General features: G+C 69.0%; 16 protein-coding genes and 2 pseudogenes. 5 read left to right on the top strand and 13 right to left on the bottom strand.

Translation table 11 applies throughout. The features are described from left to right. Nucleotides 1–248 precede the first annotated feature (248 nt). Nucleotides 249–812 carry a hypothetical protein gene (locus KJS59_RS15150; RefSeq protein WP_213453511.1) on the bottom strand — a complete coding sequence of 188 codons (564 nt, stop codon included), beginning with the start codon at nucleotides 810–812 and terminating at the stop codon, nucleotides 249–251. 1506 nt (nucleotides 813–2318) lie between these two features. Between KJS59_RS15150 and KJS59_RS32235 the strand changes: the two are divergent. The 3 genes and pseudogenes from KJS59_RS32235 to KJS59_RS15140 form a co-directional block, all read left to right on the top strand. Further along, nucleotides 2319–2366, top strand: a pseudogene (locus KJS59_RS32235) (hypothetical protein); the annotation flags it as partial. 93 nt (nucleotides 2367–2459) lie between these two features. Beyond that, nucleotides 2460–3035 carry a tetratricopeptide repeat protein gene (locus KJS59_RS15145; RefSeq protein WP_249714229.1) on the top strand — a complete coding sequence of 192 codons (576 nt, stop codon included), beginning with the start codon at nucleotides 2460–2462 and terminating at the stop codon, nucleotides 3033–3035. 196 nt (nucleotides 3036–3231) lie between these two features. Next, a pseudogene (locus KJS59_RS15140) lies at nucleotides 3232–3939 on the top strand (thioesterase II family protein); the annotation flags it as partial. A gap of 22 nt (nucleotides 3940–3961) precedes the next feature. On the opposite strand, the gene KJS59_RS31200 reads toward KJS59_RS15140, so the two are convergent. The 11 genes from KJS59_RS31200 to KJS59_RS15090 all read right to left on the bottom strand — a co-directional run bounded on the left by KJS59_RS31200 (nucleotide 3962) and on the right by KJS59_RS15090 (nucleotide 16431). Continuing rightward, nucleotides 3962–5263, bottom strand: a complete 1302-nt coding sequence (locus tag KJS59_RS31200) for a cytochrome P450 (RefSeq protein ID WP_249714227.1) — start codon at nucleotides 5261–5263, stop codon at nucleotides 3962–3964. Continuing rightward, on the bottom strand, nucleotides 5260–7659 hold the full coding sequence (locus tag KJS59_RS15135) for an SDR family NAD(P)-dependent oxidoreductase (protein ID WP_213453508.1): 2400 nt from the start codon (nucleotides 7657–7659) through the stop codon (nucleotides 5260–5262). Before KJS59_RS15135 ends, KJS59_RS31200 begins: the two co-directional genes overlap by 4 nt. 25 nt (nucleotides 7660–7684) lie before the next feature. Continuing rightward, nucleotides 7685–9811 (bottom strand): beta-ketoacyl synthase N-terminal-like domain-containing protein, encoded by a 2127-nt coding sequence (locus KJS59_RS15130; RefSeq protein ID WP_213453507.1) that lies wholly within the window; start codon nucleotides 9809–9811, stop codon nucleotides 7685–7687. 147 nt (nucleotides 9812–9958) lie between these two features. Next, nucleotides 9959–10219: an acyl carrier protein gene (locus KJS59_RS15125; RefSeq protein ID WP_213453506.1), complete on the bottom strand. Its 261-nt coding sequence runs from the start codon at nucleotides 10217–10219 to the stop codon at nucleotides 9959–9961. 2 nt (nucleotides 10220–10221) lie between these two features. Next, nucleotides 10222–11145 (bottom strand): ACP S-malonyltransferase, encoded by a 924-nt coding sequence (locus tag KJS59_RS15120; RefSeq protein WP_213453505.1) that lies wholly within the window; start codon nucleotides 11143–11145, stop codon nucleotides 10222–10224. Nucleotides 11146–11663: 518 nt separating this feature from the next. Further along, nucleotides 11664–12455 carry a class I SAM-dependent methyltransferase gene (locus KJS59_RS15115; RefSeq protein WP_213453504.1) on the bottom strand — a complete coding sequence of 264 codons (792 nt, stop codon included), beginning with the start codon at nucleotides 12453–12455 and terminating at the stop codon, nucleotides 11664–11666. 72 nt (nucleotides 12456–12527) lie between these two features. Beyond that, nucleotides 12528–13259, bottom strand: a complete 732-nt coding sequence (locus KJS59_RS15110) for a hypothetical protein (RefSeq protein WP_213453503.1) — start codon at nucleotides 13257–13259, stop codon at nucleotides 12528–12530. Nucleotides 13260–13261: 2 nt separating this feature from the next. After that, a complete protein-coding gene (locus tag KJS59_RS15105; protein ID WP_213453502.1) occupies nucleotides 13262–13603 on the bottom strand; it encodes a PadR family transcriptional regulator in 342 nt (113 codons plus the stop codon). A 152-nt stretch (nucleotides 13604–13755) separates the two neighbouring features. After that, nucleotides 13756–14340, bottom strand: a complete 585-nt coding sequence (locus KJS59_RS15100) for a GerMN domain-containing protein (RefSeq protein WP_249714225.1) — start codon at nucleotides 14338–14340, stop codon at nucleotides 13756–13758. Between the two features lie 58 nt (nucleotides 14341–14398). Continuing rightward, a complete protein-coding gene (locus tag KJS59_RS15095; protein ID WP_213453501.1) occupies nucleotides 14399–15754 on the bottom strand; it encodes a sensor histidine kinase in 1356 nt (451 codons plus the stop codon). Beyond that, complete coding sequence (locus tag KJS59_RS15090; RefSeq protein ID WP_213453500.1) at nucleotides 15751–16431, bottom strand: response regulator transcription factor; 681 nt, start codon at nucleotides 16429–16431, stop codon at nucleotides 15751–15753. Before KJS59_RS15090 ends, KJS59_RS15095 begins: the two co-directional genes overlap by 4 nt. A 135-nt stretch (nucleotides 16432–16566) precedes the next feature. On the opposite strand from KJS59_RS15090, the gene KJS59_RS15085 reads away from it, so the two are divergent. Together KJS59_RS15085 and KJS59_RS15080 are read left to right on the top strand one after the other, a co-directional pair. Then, nucleotides 16567–17001 (top strand): STAS domain-containing protein, encoded by a 435-nt coding sequence (locus KJS59_RS15085; protein WP_249714215.1) that lies wholly within the window; start codon nucleotides 16567–16569, stop codon nucleotides 16999–17001. Further along, nucleotides 16998–17444: an STAS domain-containing protein gene (locus tag KJS59_RS15080; protein WP_213453498.1), complete on the top strand. Its 447-nt coding sequence runs from the start codon at nucleotides 16998–17000 to the stop codon at nucleotides 17442–17444. The genes KJS59_RS15085 and KJS59_RS15080 overlap by 4 nt, the downstream gene beginning before the upstream one ends. Nucleotides 17445–17448: 4 nt before the next feature. Here KJS59_RS15080 and KJS59_RS15075 read toward each other — a convergent pair whose 3' ends face one another. Next, entirely contained in the window at nucleotides 17449–17754 is a 306-nt protein-coding gene (locus tag KJS59_RS15075; RefSeq protein ID WP_213453497.1) for a BON domain-containing protein, read from the bottom strand. Nucleotides 17755–17942: the final 188 nt, after the last annotated feature.

The following is a 17942-nucleotide window of genomic DNA, read 5'->3' as shown; positions in this document are numbered from 1 at the left end:
CATTGTGAGCCGACAAGCAGAGTTCTGCTACCCGGCTCCCGGCTCCCGGCTCCCGGCTCCCGGCTCCCGGCTCCCGGCTCCCGGCTCCCGGCTCCCGGCTCCCGGCTCCCGGCTCCCGGCTCCCGGCTCCCGGCTCCCGGCTCCCGGCTCCCGGCTCCCGGCTCCCGGCTCCCGGCTCCCGGCTCCCGGCTCCCGGCTCCCGGCTCCCGGCTATTTTGGCTTATTCGATGCTTTCGCACTACTTTATCTCAATCTCCGGGATGTGCAGATAGGAGTGACTGAACGTGCGGATATTCGTTTGAACCTTCTTGCGTTCGGCGTCGGTGAGACAGGGCGGCATCCCTGGGCTGTTTCCCGGAGGTAGGCGAAACTTTCGATGGCTGGACGGAATCCACAGAGCTATCGATTCGTGGAATTTCTCGAGGAGTGGGTTGGGCGCCGAAAGTCACCGCGCCGTTAATGGTGTGAGCCTGCACGAGCCCGCCGCCGATCTCCGCCTGCCCCGCGACCACGTTCCGCACGGCGGTGTGCCGCTGCGCCAGCGGTGCGGCGTCACGAATCCACTCCTGGAGCCATCCGGCGAACTCGGCATCACTTTCTGCGGAACGAACGACCTCGCCCATGACCGACTCGGCGTCCGCCGTTTCGCCGGCCGTTATCGCGTTTTCAACCGACGCGGCCGCGTCCCGCCCGAACCTCCGACGGAACGCGGTGAGCAGCGAGTTCCATGCCTGCTTACCCGCCTCACCCGCCGCCCCACTGGCCAGGGGAACTACCGTTGCCGCTAGGACACCCGCTGTTACCGGATCCATGGTTCTCCCTCGTCAGCGCGTTCTCGCGTTGTCCACGGTAACGACAGGCGCCTTCCACGGCCAGCAGCCACCGACCCATGGTCGTCAGGGAGGACCCGGCGGGTACCAGTCGGCCTCCCTGACAGATCCCCGCTGTCGGCCGGCTGTCACCGGAGTGGGCCTTGCGCGCTGCTGGCTCCCGGTGGGAGAACCTTGCTCGTAAGGTCTCCAAGGTGGATCTCGGGGAACGGTCAGCGCGGGCGGCCGAGTCGTTGTCGGTGGTCTGTTCCCTCTGTCGTTCACCGATTGGCTTGCCGAGTGGGTGACGGCTGAGCTGACTCGGCGCGTGGCGGCGTGGGGGGTCAGCCGGGGCTGGCGGGTACGTCGAGAGGTGCCGACCTCCGTCCCGGTCCCGGTGTTCCTGCGCGCGCTCGGCGCGGACCCGAACAGCGTCCCGCCGGACGTCGACGAGGCGTCCGCCCTGTACCGCTCCCTGCTCGCCGAGCGACAGGTCCTGGTGGTACTGGACAACGCGGCCAGCGACGACCAGGTCCGCCCACTGCTGCCGGACTGGCCCGGTTGCGCGGTCCTGGTGACCAGCCGACACCGCCTGACCGGGCTGGTCGCCCGGGACGGCGCCCGCAGCCTGACGCTGGACGTGCTCTCCGCCGTCGAGGCGGATGCGCTCCTACGGCGTGTCCTCGGCGACCGGGCGGTAGCGGCAGAGCCGGTCGCGGCGACCGAACTGGCCCGCCGCTGCGCCTACCCCCCGCTGGCGCTCCGCGTCGCCGCGGCGAACCTGGCCGTCCACCCGCACAGCAGCATCGCCTGGTACGCCCGGGAACTGGCTGGCGAGGACCCGCTCGCCACGCTCGACGGGGGCCTGGACGGGCAGGCAGCGGTCCAGGCGGCGTTCGAACTGTCCTACACCGCGCTGCCCTCCGGCGCCAGGCGGCTGTTCAGGTACCTCGGCCTGGTTCCCGGCCACGACTTCGGCCTGCCCGCGGCGGCCGCGCTGGCCGGCCTGCGGCAGGCGGACGTCCGCGAGCCGCTCGGTTTGCCGTGTGCCGCGCACCTGGTGACCGAGCACCTGCCCGGCCGCTACACCATGCACGACCTGCTACGCAGCTTCGCCGCCCGGAAGCGGGCGGCGGACACGGACCCGGCCGAGGTGGCCCGCGCCCGCCGCCGACTGGTCGACTTCTACGTACAGACCGCTCACGAGGCATACCCGCAGCTGCTGCCCCGCCGCGACGACTGGCCCCGCGACCTGGCGTACCCGCCCGCCGAGTCGCTGCGATTCGCCGACCGGACAACCGCCCTGCGCTGGCACGACGAGGAGCGGGAGAACCTGATCGGAGCCATCCGCCAGGCCGAGCGGCACGGCTGGCGGCGCAGCGCCTGGCAGCTCGCGGACAGCATGTTCGCCTTTTCCACCTGCGCCGGCACTGGTCGGACTGGATTACCGCGGCACGCCTGGGCCTGCGCTGCGCCGAAGAACTGGGCGACGCGCGCGCCGCGGCCCGGATGCACAACGCGCTGGGCGTGGCCCACAAGCAACTGGGCCGATACCTCGACGCCCGGGAGCACTACCGGGAGGCTCTGCGGCTGGCCGAGACGATCGGGTACACCCGGCTGGCGGCGGGCATGCACGTCAACCTCGGCGGGTTGTGCATCACCGAGGGCGACGCGCTGTCCGGCGTACGCCACCTGCGCGCGGCCCTGGCCGACCCCGACTACGGCAGCGATCCGAGCTACGCCACCATCACCTACCTGAACCTCGGGGTCGCCCTGCTCGACCTCGGACGGCACGCCGCCGCGCGCCAGGCGCTCACCCACGCCCTAAGCCTCGCCATCGGCGCCGGCGACCTGCAGAATGCCTGCCACGCCCACCACGACCTGGCCGAGGTGGCGCTGCGCGGCGACGACCTGCGCACCGCCCGCCGGCACGCTGACCAGCAGTTCCACCTGGCCACCGAGATCGGCGACCCGCTGCGCGGGGCCGCCGTCCTGGACCTGCTCGCCTCCTGCCTGCTGACCACCGACCTGGCCGCGGCCCGGGTACGGTGGCGGGAAGCGTACGAGATCTACTGTGGACTGAAACACCGGTTGGCCACACCGTTGGGAGAGTGGCTGGCGATCGTCGATCCGCCCGGAAGCACCGATCAAGCCGCCGGCGCCGACGTCGCCTGGCTGGCCGCCCGCGACGCCGAACGCCGCCGGCGACTGCGCAAACTACTGTGATGCCCGAGCGCTGAAGCCACGCCCGGCCAAGAAGCGACAGGTCCGCAGCGCGGGGACTTTCTGCGTTCGTTTCGGTGCCAACCTGAACGGACAGCACGACTGCACCGAGAGTGCCCCTTCCACGCTGGTGGCCCACGTAAGACAGTCTTGGAGGGAAGGCAGCGGCGCCCCCTCCGGCACTGAACGGCAGGGTTCCATGCCGCGGCACCGAGTGAGCATCGTGACTACGGAGGCATGCATGAGCAGGGGCGACAGGGGGTGGCTCCGGAACTACCGCACCGGTCCACGCCTAGCGAGTACGTTGGTCTGCTTTCCACATGCCGGCGGATCGGCGAGTTTTTTCCTGCCGATGTCACGTGCCCTCAGTGACAACCTCCGGGTGTTCGCCGTCCAGTACCCGGGCCGCGGAGACCGCCGCAGCGAGCCATGCGTCCCCATGATCGAGGCACTCGCGGACGCGGTGGCTGACGAACTGGCTCGCTGTCTGGACCGGCCCATCGCGCTGTTTGGCCACAGCATGGGTGGATTAGTCGCCTTCGAGGTCGCCCGACGCTTGGAGATGCATGGCCACATCCCTCTGGGGCTGTTCGTCTCCGGGTGTCGCGCGCCGTCGCGCCGTCGGGTACGAGCCGTACGGCTGCGTGACGAGGAGGACGTCCTCGCCGAGTTAAAACGGCTGGGAGGCACGGACCCGCGCCTCCTCGACAACCGCCAGGCACTCCGCGCGGCCCTACCGGCGATGCGCAACGACTATGAAGCGATCGACGCCTATCGGCTCTCGTCCCATGCCGCGCCGTTGCGCACCCCGATCCACGTCTACTTCGGCGACAGCGATCCGGAGGTCCTCCTGGACGAGGCCGTTGCGTGGCGGCGGCACACCACGGGCTCCTTCGACCTGCGCACGTACCCGGGCGGCCACTTCTACCTCAGCTCATCCGAGGTTGATCTGGCCTCCGTGATTCGTGCTGCCCTGCCACCGGCCGCCGATCCCGAGTGCGTTGCTGATCCACCGCGGGTACCGTGGACACCCGGACCTCAAGCTTGCTGAATCTGCGGACCACCGTGCGGTTTTGCCGCTGCGGTGTGCTGACCGTGGCCAGCGCTTCGACTCTCCGGGCGAGTTGCCTGAAGGCGATTTCGGCCGTGACCAAGGCCAGCTCGGATCCGGCGCAGCGATGTGCCCCCAGGCCAAAAGACAAGATGTCCCTGGGATCTGCACCTGGCGCCACGAACCGGTCCGCGACGAAATCGCTCGGATTCGAAAATCGCCGGGAATCCCGGCCCAGTGCGCCCAAGCACACGAGTATCAGGCTCTCGCGGGCGATGGGCAGCCCGCCCAGCTCGGTATCCTTGGCCACGACTCTGGCGGCATACTGAATCGGTGGGTCGTGGCGAAGGGTTTCGAGCACGAACGACCTCAGCAAGGCATCGTCCGTGCGCACCTGGCGTAGCAGATCATTGTCCTGGGCGAGCTGGAGCATTCCGCTGCCGAGAAGAGAACTCGTGGTCACCGTACCCGCGCTGAGCACGAATACCAGGTTGCTGATGATGTCCTGCTCGTCGAAGGAACCATCCTGGGTCAGCAATCCAGCTAGGCCGGCGTCGTCAGCCGGGCGCGCCGAGCGGTTTCTCCTGACGTAGGAGATCAGGTGGGAAGCGGCTTCATCAGCATCCCGGAGCCTCTTGTCGGGGGGATGCAGCTCATTGCGTTCCAGGAACATGTCGAGCCATGCCATCAACTGCTTCACGTCGTCGTGCGGGAGGTCGAGCAGCTCACCCATCACGGAGTTCGGGATGGAGGTGAACGATTGTGTCGCGTCAACACCGCCGTCACTGGCGACAAGCATGTCGATGTGCGCGGCAACGTGACGTTCGATCATCGGACGCATCAGCTTAACTCGTCTGGGGTTGAAGAAACGAGAAACCAGACGACGCGCAGGCTGATTTTCCGGCGGATTGAGAAAGAGCAGGCTGTTGTAGAGGAGCATGGTTGACGGATGCACCTGCCAGCCCGGCCAGGAGCGATCGGCATAGCCGGGATCGGGCACCGGAAACAGCTGCGAGTGCAACAGAACGTCGACGCTTTCCCGAAATCCCATGACTATCGCACGATCTTTTCCGATCGGCAGGACGGGAGCTCGTGCCATCAGGTCGCGGTAGAAGGGATAAGGGTTCGCGCGCCCTTCGGGGCTGAACAGGCGCAGCAGGACATCCTGCGGGCTACTCATGATCCATACCACTTCGCCAGGTCTCGTCCGCTGACCGCGAGGTCCTTCATCGCAAGGAGCGTCTCGCCATTTTCTGATCCGCTGGCAACGCCTTCGGCAATCCCGTCCGAGTGGTCGACGCGCAGGTGAATGCCATTCGTCGCCTTCGACAACATGAAATCGTTGTCCGTGGTGAACAGTCTCAGTTCTTCGATTGAATGCGGTGTCGCGTACCGGTTCGGTGCTCCGGTGGAACAGGCCGTCTGCAACAGGGCGTCGGCCAATAGCCACGGAATTCGGTGTCGAGAGAAGAACTCGTCGTCGTTCCCCTGGGAAAGGCGTGGCTCCCACCGGGCCGAGGTCAGCCGCGCGCCAAGCCGCACATCTCGAACGTGGTCGAAGATCCCGGACATCGACATCGCGGCGGATGCCCGCTTCGCAGTCGTCGCGCCCCCCTGGTTGTCGCGCCGATCGGACGTGGCGGCGTCACCGATCGGGATCAGGACGTTGAAGTGCTGGACGCGCCGGTCGTGGGGCCCGCCGGGAACCCGCGAGTGGATACCGACCCGGACCACACCACAGTCGAACCCGGCCGGGGTGTATGAGGCGGTGAGCACGTACCTGACCACCTGAGGGTCTACTGCGATCGGAGCTTGGAAGCGGATGTTTCGAAAGGTGCTCACGGGCGCCGCACCGGCAAGGTAACCGGCCGCCTCCGCCGCGAGTTCCAGTGCCAGCGCTCCGGGCACGAGTGCCCGTGACTCTCGGATGTGCCCATAGAGATGCACGTACCGGCTAAGGTCAAGTTCCCAGACGAGTTCGCCATCGTCCCCCCGCAACGGATCCCCGAGATAGGGACTCCGGTGGGTAGCGTCCACCAGCGCGGGGAACCGGGTACGCAACATTTGCAGTTCCGCAGTGCCCAACGGCGTGGGCACTGCCCGTCGTCCCGACCGCTGAGCCCCCATTTCGGCGTTGAACAGGCGTTGTCCTTCGGCGTCTGTGAGCAGGCCGAGTTGCCCGGTCCGCGCCGTGTACTCTGTGAAGCCGGTCCGTGGCCCGAGACCTGATTCACCCCACAGGCTCCAGCAGATGGAGTATTCGGCAACCCCCGAGTGCGCGGTCTCGTATCGGGCTGCGGAGTTCAGAACATCATTGGCCGGACCGTAGTCACTTTCCCCGGCCAGGCCGAAAGCTCCGGCTACGGAGCTGAAGTTGCACCACAGGCCAGGTGCGGGATCGCTGAAAGCCGCCTTGAGATTGTGGTACCCGGCTACCTTGGTGTCCCGCACCTTCCGAAAGGTCGTCAGGTCCTTGGCCGCCAACCGTCGCGCGCCGCTGATTCCGGCACCGTTGATGACCATGTCGAGGCGGGGTGTCGTGCTGCGGATTGTTGCCGCGACGCGGCGAACGGCGGCCTCATCTGTGACGTCACAGCCCAGATAGTGAACCCGGGTAGCACCGAACCGCTGCCGCAGGACGGCCAGGTGCGATAGAGACTCGCGGGATTTACGACATCGGTCATAGAAGCTCCGCACCTGGGCGATATGGGCCCCGGGATCCGCTGCTCGGCGTTTCCGCGCATACTCCGTGCTGGTGGTTTCACCGATCTCGCGAGACTGCTCCGCCATCGTCTCCAGGTCGGTGCTGCCGAGTAGCCAGAGCATCGAAGGCCACGTGCGCAGACCTTCGACGCATCGGGCTGTGATGCCGCGTGCTCCTCCCACTGCGAGGACGACCGGCCCTTCACCCGTCGACCACGATGGAGCACTATCGCGTGCGCCGACGGTGGCGGCGTTGTCCGGCAGCAGCCGTTCCTCCAGACGCGTGGCGGGCGTCGACTGCCCACGGTAGTAGGCCACGGGTAGGCCCCGGACACACACGGACTCGCGGCGCAGTTGCGCCAGTGCGGTTGGCAGGCTGCCCGCGTCAGTCACCACGGCATACACGCGAGTACGTGGCAACTCCCAGACGATGGCCTTGATCAGACCGGTGAGCAGCGCCCCGTGCGGATGAGGTGCCCCGCCCGCAAGGGGGTCCAGGACGAGAGCGGCGAATGAGGAGTCCGGCGGGTTCGAATGAGCTATCCGTTTGGCGGCCAGGAAGGCCGCTTCTTGCAAGGCGAGCAACTGCGGCTGAGGCGGCGCCGGCCACCCGGTCGCGTGCAGGGAGGTAATGACGCGGACGTGACCGGGGACCCTTTCCCCGACGGTCATGAGCTTAACCATCGCGTCCTCGTCCCAGGTGGCCGCTTCGGGTGGAACGACCACGATGCTCGGCTCGGCTGAGTTGGACAGCTGGTTCGCGATATCCCCATCATCGGTGAGCACCAGCGCGCCTGGTGGCAGCGATTCGCGCTCCGCGAACCCCGGCACCCCTGGACAGGGATCGAGCTGAAGCGAGTACAACTGTGTCATGGCGAGTCTCCTGGGTACAGCCGCCTCACGACGGCGGCAGTAAGTCGACCGCCGGCCCCGCCGTGCTCGAAAAGCGTCGGGGCAGGCTGCCTTCGAGGATGGAACGCAGCACACCGACAAGCCCGTCCCCAGCCAGATAGCTCGGTGTCCCCCGCTCGTCTGTCGCATGGGGATCCGCACGAAGTTCGGTGCGCACTCGCGCGAGCACCTGCCAACCCTGTGCCCGGGCCGTCTCGGGGCGCGCGAGCGCGACCGCATACGCGCCTTCGGCGACCTCCTGCGGGCAGAGGCCGAGCGATTGCGCATTCTGCTCCAGTGGGCCCGCGCTCCACGCCATCACAAGGGCGAGGTCAATGTCCCCGCGTCGAAGGTAGCTGCTCGCCGCGTGCAACACCGCCAGTCCGGAGGCCGGGCCAGTGTCGACCATCATCGTGGGCCCGTGCAGGTCTCGACGGTTCGCCACCCAGCCGAGCGCGGTGGACGACATACGCCCCACCAAACTGTAGGGCCCGACCGGGTTGGTGCTCGATCGATGTTCCCGCAGGTAATCGGCCGCCGCTCGGGCATCCGCTCCAGCCAGCGATCGGGCGATACCGGTGCCCAAAGATCGGAGCGTGGAGTCGACCGCCGATTGGGTGAAACCATAGTGCGCGCCGAAGATGCCGGTGCGTTCTTCCAGTCCGTTCCAGAGCAAACCCCGGTCGGGCTCCGATGCCCCGAGGCGGTTCACGAGCTCGACCACCAGCAGTTGGCTCATGTCCAACTGAGCCGCCACCTTGGGTGGTATCAGTGACTTCTCGAATGCCGGGACCGGGTAGGGACGCTCAAAGCGAAGCGCCTCGGCACCCGCCTCTCCCCTGGACATCCGCGCCGCGATGACGTCGTCGTCCGGCCGTCCTGGGAGGAGTGCGCTCCAGCGAACGAGAACCAGCTCGTCACACAGCGACGGAGGCGCGGACCGCACCGTGTGCTCACCCGCGTCCGGGGAGACAAGGAGCTGGTATCCGTTGATACCCCCCAGCCCGCAGGCGAAGACACCAACAAACGGCGGTTGCCCGTCCGTCATCGACTGGTCGAGTCTCACCGGCGCGGAAGGAATCCGGACTGAGAGCGAGCGAGCGTAGTCGGGCAACGCCGTGTGATTGGGCTGCCGGGGAATGGTAGACCGATGCAACCCAAGGGCTGCCTGGATAAGAGAGACGGCCCCACACGCCATTCCGCTGTGGCCGAGCATTGGCTTGTTGCCGGTCACCCAGGGAGTGCCGCCAGGATGCGCGGCGGCGATGGAACGCAATTCGGTGGCATCACCCACGTGGGTAGCCGTGCCATGTCCCAATACCCACGCTACCTGGCCGCCGGGCACGTCGTTGACGCTCCTCGCCCGGATCATCGCCCGGACCTGGCCCTCCTGGCTGGGCGCGAATATCGCCTTGCTCTTTCCGTCGGCGGCGGCACCGAACCCGGCGAGAACCGCGAGCACGGTGTCGTGGTCGCGCAGCGCGTCGCTGAGGCGTTTGAGCGTGACGAGTGCGGCGCCCTCTGAGAAGACGGTGCCGTCCGCCGCCGAGTCGAACGCCCGTACCTCGCCTGACGAGGACAGCGTTCCCATCTCTGAGAAATAGATCTGCCGTAGCGGTCCGTGCGAGCTCACCCCGCCGCAGAAGGCCACGTCCACCGCGCCGTCGAGCAGGTGCTTGACCCCGAGGTCCACCGAGTACAGCGAGGATGGGCAGATGTTGTCGACGATCAGGATCGGGGTGTCCTGCGGCAGGAGACCGTCGATCGCCCTCCGGGCTAGCTCATACGGAAGGAACTCACCGTGATGCGAACCGGCGCACGGGTCGGCCTGCGCCAACCGGTGCCGGATTCGTTCGCTGGCCCCGGCGTCGTCCGCATCGACCGGCAGGTGTCTCGCCGCACCGGCGGCGAGCATGTCGGCGGTGAGAGCCATGTCGATCTCATAGCTGGTGTCGGTAGACGCGGCGAGAAAGAGCCCGGGCCTGGTCGAAGGCCCGGACATCGCCGCCAGACACTGCCGCAGGGCACGGCGTAGCCAAGATGCCTGGAGATCCCCATCCCCCTGTTCGGGAGCCTCGCGTACCGCACCGAAGCGGAGGTCGTATACCCGCCCGGTCCCATCCTCGGTCGCCACGGCCAACGCCTCATGCCCTCGGAACCTGTCAGGTCTTCCAAACAGGAGTGGTCCGTGCTGCGCCCGATGCCAGAGATCCTCGATTCCCGCACACCCGGGGAGCACCACGCCTGCCCCGACCAGGCAGACCTGTTCGGCGGGCACCGCTTATGCCTTAGCTGCGGAGTCGAGGCGTTGCAACAAATCGGCCACCGAACGAAGGGTGAGCGTCGCTGGAGACTCGGAAGCTCCTGTGTCTACTGCCCACAACTCCCCGGCATTCGCGAGCACGAGCCGGTGCTGCAGGGAGTCCAGACCGAGTTCCGCCTCCAAGTCCACATCTGGCGTCACCACTTCTTCGGGCAGTTCCAGTACGGTAGCGTACATCTTCTGCAGGCGCTCCAGGAGAGCGTCGTTGTCGGGCAGCATGACTACTCCTTACGGTATTGTTGAATCTTGGCATCGGTTGGGCGTGTTCTAAATGGAGTCAAAACGCGGGTGTCGCCCCCTGCGATTTCGACGACAAACCGCGACAGGCTATCCCTGAGGCCGCATTCCACAAACCGGTCGACCCCCGCCTTGCGCAGTTCTGTCACCGCCCGCGGGAAATTCAGTGGATGCACCAACTGCGCCCCGACCGCAGCGAGCAGGTCATCATCCGGCGCAAGCCATCGCCCCAGTATCGTCGAATACACGGCCGTCCGCATGACCCCGGTCTGGATTCCGTGCACCGATTCCAGATAATGCTGCAAAGCGGAATCGAGACAGGGGTGATGCTGTGGATACGGGCCGGTGCGCAGCCTCGTCGCCAATATGCCGCGGGAGTCGGCGATACGCAGCAATCGTCGCACCTGCTCGGCCGGCCCGGAGAGAATCACCTGTGTCGGGCTGTTTATCGCGGCGACCACGATATCATTTCCCTGCCGAGCAAATTCCTCCGCTTCGTTCGGGGAGAGCATGAACGCCGCCGTCGCCGCGGTCGGCTGTGCGTAGGACTCGAGAGAGCGAGCCCGCTCGCAGAGAAGACGCGCCCCGTCTTCGACAGTGAACCCCCCTGCGGCGACCATGGATGTAATCTCTCCGAGGCTATGTCCGAAAACTATGTCGGCCCGGAGTCCGAGTTCCTCTTCAAGAATTCGCCAACAACAGAGCTGGAGATGAAAGGTTCGCAACTCACTCAACGGATCCCATGAATCTAGACCCGATTCGGAGAGTACCGACGACCAGCCATAAGCGACACTGATCGGATCGATGCGCTCGGCGACTTCCGTGGCGATACGTCGTCCCGCCGAGTAGTGCGCGAAGGGAGTCGAGAAATAGGAGCCAGCGCCAGGAAACATGAAAGCAGTGACCATGAGCCCCTCGCTCAGATCCGGCCAGGTTCGAAGGTCTCCCTGTCCGCCAAACACGGAACTCTGTGCGGCGCTCGACCAAGCTGCGCCGAATGTGCTGTTTAGTATTGGTTCTCGATTTGTGTCACATTAGCACACCCAACCGATGGGCGACGCCAAGGTGACCGATCACGGCCGTGAGCCCCCCATTGTCACCTCACCACCTCCTGCGGCTACCGCGACCAACGGTCGGCGGATACTAGGTCGCGATGCCATAGCCCGAGACATTTCGTCCAGCCAACACGGAACTCGCGTGTCGGCACCTCGACGGCAAGCGTGAGCCTCCGCTCAGCGAGGCCAGCAAGTGCAGCAACGCTGGCGGCCTCAAGATACCCCCAGTGTGGACCAACATGGAAGATGCTCTTCGGCGCATGATGCCTGGGCAGTCCCCCCTTCTTCGGATCACCGGCCTGATCCCGAGCCGGTGACCGGGTTCACGCCCGCGGCGCCCAACGGCGTGCATGGATGGTTGCCGCAGCCGGTCACGCGGGCTTGCGTCCCCACGCGGAGACCATCGGTGACGTGGCCACGTCGAGAAGCCCCGCCGTGACATTAGCCAGATGCTGGTCGATCTCCTCGTTCGTGGCCAGGCCGGCGGCGACGAGCCGGTCGCGGATCTGCGCCACGGTGGCCCGTTCGAGCAAGTCACAGGCGACTCCGCCGACCGGGAAGTAGGCGTCGGCCCCGATCTGGGCCAGCCCCGCGCCGCGCAGCAGTCGCGGCAGGGTGCGCCCGTAGGACAGGTCCACGCCGCGCCGGGCCATCAGCGTCCGGAAGTTGTGCTTGAGCTTGTTCGCCAGCCGCTGCGCCGGGCCCGACTCGTCCGGGCAGGCCAGCGGTTGCAGCATCGGGTCGGCCTCCTCCAGCAGCAGCCAGCCGCCGGGCCGCAGCGCCGCGACCATGGCGGCGAGCGCCGCGGTGCGCTGGGGTACGTGCACGAGGACCAGGCGCGCGTGGACCAGGTCAAACCCGCCCTCGGGCGCCGGCTCGGCACCGACGTCGTGGCGGCGGACCTCGTAGCCGCTCGATGCGCTCATCCACGTGACGTCGATGTCGGTGGCGAGCACGCGCCCGGCCGGGCCGACCCGCCCGGCCAGCCAGGCCGGCACGGTCGGCCCGCCCGCGCCGACCTCCCAGCACCGCCAGCCCGCCGCGATGCCGAGCGCCTCGATGTGCCGGAAGGTGGCGGGGTTGAACAGCGTCGCCAGGGCATCGAACCGGACCCCTGCCTCGCTCTGCTGGTTGTCCAGGAGATAGCCGCCCTCGTCCGCCATCGTCACATCATCCCTCCCGCTCGTGGAACGAATCTGGCCCCGTGGGCGTACTCGCTCGCCGGTAGGCCGCCATCAGTGGGCGAGGAGGAGCACGGCACCGAGGTAGAAGCGGGCAGCGGCCGGGTACATCCAGGCCAAGCCCAAGGCAATGCCGACGGCGCCGCGGCGCCCCCGCACCGATCCGGCCGTGGTGAGTGGCTCGCGCACCGGATCGACGCCGGCGCCGCTCAGCGCGGCGATGCTCTGCTCGATCGACAACGCCACCAGTACGGCCGCCGTGACGATGACGGCGAGCACCGGCGGCACCGCGAACACCGCATGGGTGGTGTTCGCCGGCCCGCGCGGCTCGGCCAGGGTCAGGAACGCGCCCATCCCGGCGCCCGCGATCACGACGGCCACCAGCAGCCACCGGTATCGCAACAGGACGTTCAGGTACAGCGGCAGCAGCAGCACGAGGACGAGAAGCACAGCGAAGACCAGAAGCTGTCCCGCCGAGATGCGGAACTTCTCGTCGCCCCGAAGCCAGGACGTCGTCGCCATGCTGAATCCGATGAAGGCGATGAGGCCGGCCAGGGACCGCGCTACCGTCGGGAATTGTTGTTTCGGCTTCGCGGAGCTGGTCAGGTCGAGGCTGGCCGCATACTCGCGCGGTGACCCGAACGCCTCGGTCGCGCTCTGGCCGCTGCCGCGCAAGAACTCTCGCACGCTCGCGACGGCGTCGCCGATGGCGCGGCCGGAGGCACCGCGCAGCCGTAGTTCGACCACGAAGTCGTCGATCCAGGTGCGATCGGTGGTCGCGCTCATGATCACTCCTTTGTGGTGGTGAGGAAATCGTCGAGAACCGTGCCGAAGCGCGCCCATTCCGCGCGCAGCCTGGTGAGTTCACTGCGCCCCTGGTCGGTCAGCGCGAAGTACTTCCGGCCCGGCCCGGCCGCTCCGGGTCGCCATTGCGTCTCGACCAGGCCGGCCGCCTCGTACCGGGCCAGCAGCGGGTAGAGCGTTCCGCCCTTGATCTCGCCGAAGCCGCGGCGGGCAAGTTCCGTGATGATGGCGTAGCCGTACGACGGGCCGGGCTGCAGCGCCCGCAGCACGCAGAGCCCGAGCGTCGCCCGCAGCCAGTCGCTTGGCCACTGCTCGGCAGCGTTCATCGCTGCCGACTCAGCAACACGAAGCCGAGGCCACGGCCGGGTCGGAGGGCGACCGTGGAGTCGCCGAGCCACTTCCCGCCGGTCATCCCGTCCACGGCTACATAGTGTGCCTAACTACTTCGCCTGTCAACTCACCGTTGGCCGCGCGCTCGCTACCCGGGCAGGGTGATGCTGGCGTAGTCGAATGCGCTCAGCGGCCCGATCGACAGGAAGCCGTCGGCGCGAGGAACCCGGACCGGTTCACCCTGCCGGACGAAGGCCACCCCGGTGATCTCCCGCCGGCCGGTGAGGGTGCAGACGAGCTGCCCGAAGGCCAGCACGTCGTCACTGCGGCCGGTGCCCTCGCCGGGCTCGCCGATCTCGACGCGGGCGGTGCCGTCGGCGATGCCGAGCACGGTCAGGGCGCCGGTTCCGGTCAGCGCGGTCGTGAGGCCCTCGTCGCGTTCGACGTCGACCGGGCCGGCCAGCAGGTCCCGCATCTGCTCGGCGATGTCCGGGCTGTCCGCGACCCGCCGGGTGACCGGGACGAGCCGGCCGTCCCGGACGAAGCACAGCCGCTCCGGAGAGGAACCCACCGGGGTGTCGGCGACGCTCGGCGGGGCCGTGAAGGACGGCCACGGCCCCCGCGGTGGCTGCACGTCCCGGGGCTCGTCGTCGATCGGCACGCCGCAGCCGCCGAGCAGCGCCAGTGCCACCGCCCACAGGCAGCCGGCCCTGGCGCGGGACATCACGCTCATGCCGCCCTCCGCACCTCAGAAACCGTCCCGGACGCCCGACTCACCCGCAGGCACCCGCTCACGACAGGCATCCGGCCAGCTCGACACGGAACCGGGCGCCGCCGCCCGGCCTGGCCGTGGCAACGGCCGTGCCATGGTGCGCCGCGGCGTGCTGGGCGACGAGCGCGAGCCCGAGCCCGGTGCCGTCGCCCCCGGCCCGCGCCACCGAGGTGCGGCCGCGGACGAACCGGTCGAAAATGACGGTCTTGTCGGCCGGGTCCACGCCGGGGCCCTCGTCGTCGACCTCCAGATAGCACAGGTCGCCGCTGCGGCCCAGCCGGACCGCGGTCGCTCCCCCGCCGTGGCGCGCGGCGTTGTCGAGCAGGTTGCCCAGCAACTGGAGGATCCGGCGCCGGTCCACATGCCAGATGATCGGCAGGCCGTCCTCGACCTGGACGATCCCGTCGGGAATGCGCCGCGAGCGGCACGCCTGCCGCGCCAACTCCGCCACGTCCACGTGCTCGCGGCGGGCCGGCTGGTCGGCCCGGGCCAGTTCAAGCAGGTCGTTGACCAGCGTCTGGAACCGGGCGATCTCCGCGGTGAGCAGGTCGAGCGCGGTCGCGGTGCGGGCGTCCAGGTCGCCCCGGCGGGCGGCCACGACGCTGCCGGCCGCCGCCAGCGTCTGCAGCGGCGAGCGCAGTTCGTGCGCGACGTCGGCGGCGAAGCGCCGGTCCCGCTCGAGCTGCTGGGCCAGCCGGTCGACCATGTCGTTGAACGAGACGGACAGCACGGCGAGGTCCGGTTCCGTCGCCGGGTCCAGGCGGGCGCCGAGGTTGCCGCTGGCGATGTCCCGCGCGGCCGAGGCGACGCCGGCGACCGGGCGCAGGATGTACCGGCTGATCGACGAGCCCAGCAGCGCCCCCGCGCCGGCCAGGATCACCGCGACGGCGGTCAGCGCCAGCGCCACGATCTGGAACGTGCGGTCCAGTTCGCGCAGCGAGTCGATCTGGTAGAAGGCGGCGCCGCCGGCCAGCGGCACGCCGACGACCAGGGCCGGCGCGCCGTCGACCCGGATGCGCTGCATGGTGGGCAGGCCGGCGGCGACCCGCGCCTGCAGCGGGGCCGGGATGGCCTCGGTGACCCCGGCGTCGGCGTTGCGGGAGAACCAGGCGTCGTCGCGCCGCAGCACCGGGCGGCGCTCGGTACCGGTGTCCAGCGACCGGAGCACGTCCACGACGTCCGGCTCGGCGCCGACCAGCCCACCGTTGACGATGGTGGCGTTGTAGTAGGCCGACCGGACGGCGCCCCGCTCCCGCTCGCTGAGCAGCGACCGGCGGATCAGCTCGTACGAGGTCACCGCCATGCCCGCCGACAGCGCCAGGGCACCGGCGGTGAATCCGGCGGTGACCCGGGTGCGGAGGCTGAACGGTTTCATCGCTGAAGTTTGTAGCCGAGTCCCCGCACGGTGACCAGGTGCCGGGGCTCGGCCGAGTCGACCTCGATCTTCTGGCGCAGCCGGCCCACGTGCACGTCCACCAGCCGCTCGTCGCCGACCTCGTACTCCCAGACCCGGCGCAGCAACTGCTCGCGGGACAGCACCCGCCCCGCGTGCTCGGCCAGCTCGCACAGCAGCCGGAACTCGGTGCGGGTGACGTTGACCAGCTCACCGCGCACCCGCACCTCGCCCGCCTCCGGGCGGATGTCCAGATCGCCGAAGACGAGCGCGGGCACCCGGCCGACGGTCACCGCGCCCCGGGCCCGGCGCAGCAGCGCCCGCAGCCGGGCCGACAGCTCCTTGACCGCGACCGGCTTGACCACGTAGTCGTCCGCGCCGGCCTCCAGCGCGGCGACCACGTCGTGGGTGTCGTCCCGGGCGCTGACCACGATGATCGGCACGTCGTCGTGGTGCCGCAGGCGCCGGATGCACTCGAAGCCGTCCACGCCGGGCAGCATGAGGTCGACCAGGACCGTGTCCGCGCGGGAGCGGCGCTGCGTCAACAGGCCCTCCTCCGCCGTCGCCGCCCCCTGCGCGGTGAAGCCCTCGTCCTCCAGCGCCAGCACCAGCGACAGCCGGATGCGGTCGTCATCCTCGATCACCAGAACCGACGTCACGCACCCATCATGTCCGGCCGCATCGGCACCGACCGTCGCAGCCGGCCCCTGGCAGGACGTTTGTCACGCAACTGTCACACGTCCGCGGAAGCGCCGCCATGGGCCGGGTCCAGGCTGGTCGGACCGGTGGGAGCAGTGCGCGCGAAGGCGCGCGGACCGGACGCCGAGGGGGAGCCGGTGGATCGAGGCGGGCAGTCGACGACCCCGGTGTGCACGGTCCCGGTGGTCGAGATCCGGATCGGCCGGGACCTCGACCTGGCCGGGATACCGCAGGTCCGCCCGCATCTCGACGCGGCGCTCGCGCTGGCGCCGCAGCACCTGGTGGTCGACCTCGCCGGCTGTGACCTGATCGACGCCGCCGGAATCGGGCTGCTGCTGGACGTGCACCGGCAGATGTGGCGCGCCAACGCCACCCTGACGCTGCGCTCGCTCACGCCCCGGGTGCGCCGGATCCTGGCCATCGCCCGGGTCAGCCACGTCTTCGCCATCCTGCCGGCCACGCCGTCGTCGCCGTCGACGCCGAAGGGCAGCACCTACCAGAGCCTGTCGAGCCGAGGAGAGAACCCGTGATCGCCGCCCCGGAGACCAGCCCGAACCAGGTCTCCAAGATCCACGACCGCCGGATCGGGTCCCCCGGTGCCGTCGACGCGGTCGCCGTGAGCCTGGAGGTGCTGCCGGTCGTGGCGGTCGTGACGCCGCACGGCAACCTCACGGCCGGCAGCGTCGGCCCGCTGCGCGACGCGCTGGAGCGGGCCGTCGCCGAACGCCACACGGTACTGCTGGACCTGGCCGGGGTACACACGGTCGACGCGGCCACGCTGGGTGTGGTCGTGCGGGCGTACCAGCGGGCCAAGCACCGCGGCGGCGGCCTGCACCTGGCGGCGCCGTCCCGGTTCGTGCTCACCGTGCTGCACACCATGCGCCTGCACACCACGTTCGCGACGTTCGACAGTCGGGGCCAGGCGCTGATGTCCCTGCAGCGCCGGGCCAGCTACGAGGCCGGCAACCCCTGACGCCTCACCGGTCCGGGTCCTCGACCACCAGCGCGTTGCAGACGTCGAACGTGCCCCGCACGCTCCAGGCGTAGGTTCCGGCGAGCTTGCGGGCGTCCGCCGAGCTCACCGTGCCGTCCAGGATGACGACGCCCCGGTGGGCCCGCACGTCGATGCGCTCGTAGCAGGTCCGCACGTCGCCGCCGAGCCGGTCCGCCACCCGCCGGGCCAGATCCTCGTCGGCCTCCCCGTCGCCTCGGCGCGGCGCCGCGGCGGCGCGCTTGGCGTTGACCAGGTCGACCAGCCAGTCGTCAAAGTACGGCCACAGCATCGCCTCTGCCCCCTCTGATCCTCGCCCCGGGTCGTCACCTGCGGCCCCCGCGGCCCCCGGACCACGTCCTGGCCCGGCCCCGCACCGGTGCGGCGGTGTGGGGCCGGGCGGCGGCGACCGGCACAGGGAAGAGGTCGACCGCCTGCGGCAGGGCCTGGCGGCATGTACCCCACCAATCTCCCAACGGT

This window comes from Rhizomonospora bruguierae (assembly GCF_018397995.1).
GTDB lineage: Bacteria > Actinomycetota > Actinomycetes > Mycobacteriales > Micromonosporaceae > Rhizomonospora > Rhizomonospora bruguierae.
This window is presented reverse-complemented; position numbering and strand designations above follow the sequence as displayed.

Coding starts and splice junctions, on each gene's coding strand:
- KJS59_RS15150 (WP_213453511.1), bottom strand. CDS start 812: ATGGATCCGGTAACAGCGGGTGTCCTAGCGGCAACGGTAGTTCCCCTG.
- KJS59_RS31200 (WP_249714227.1), bottom strand. CDS start 5,263: ATGAGTAGCCCGCAGGATGTCCTGCTGCGCCTGTTCAGCCCCGAAGGG.
- KJS59_RS15135 (WP_213453508.1), bottom strand. CDS start 7,659: ATGACACAGTTGTACTCGCTTCAGCTCGATCCCTGTCCAGGGGTGCCG.
- KJS59_RS15125 (WP_213453506.1), bottom strand. CDS start 10,219: ATGCTGCCCGACAACGACGCTCTCCTGGAGCGCCTGCAGAAGATGTAC.
- KJS59_RS15120 (WP_213453505.1), bottom strand. CDS start 11,145: ATGGTCACTGCTTTCATGTTTCCTGGCGCTGGCTCCTATTTCTCGACT.
- KJS59_RS15115 (WP_213453504.1), bottom strand. CDS start 12,455: ATGGCGGACGAGGGCGGCTATCTCCTGGACAACCAGCAGAGCGAGGCA.
- KJS59_RS15110 (WP_213453503.1), bottom strand. CDS start 13,259: ATGAGCGCGACCACCGATCGCACCTGGATCGACGACTTCGTGGTCGAA.
- KJS59_RS15105 (WP_213453502.1), bottom strand. CDS start 13,603: ATGAACGCTGCCGAGCAGTGGCCAAGCGACTGGCTGCGGGCGACGCTC.
- KJS59_RS15100 (WP_249714225.1), bottom strand. CDS start 14,340: ATGAGCGTGATGTCCCGCGCCAGGGCCGGCTGCCTGTGGGCGGTGGCA.
- KJS59_RS15095 (WP_213453501.1), bottom strand. CDS start 15,754: ATGAAACCGTTCAGCCTCCGCACCCGGGTCACCGCCGGATTCACCGCC.
- KJS59_RS15075 (WP_213453497.1), bottom strand. CDS start 17,754: ATGCTGTGGCCGTACTTTGACGACTGGCTGGTCGACCTGGTCAACGCC.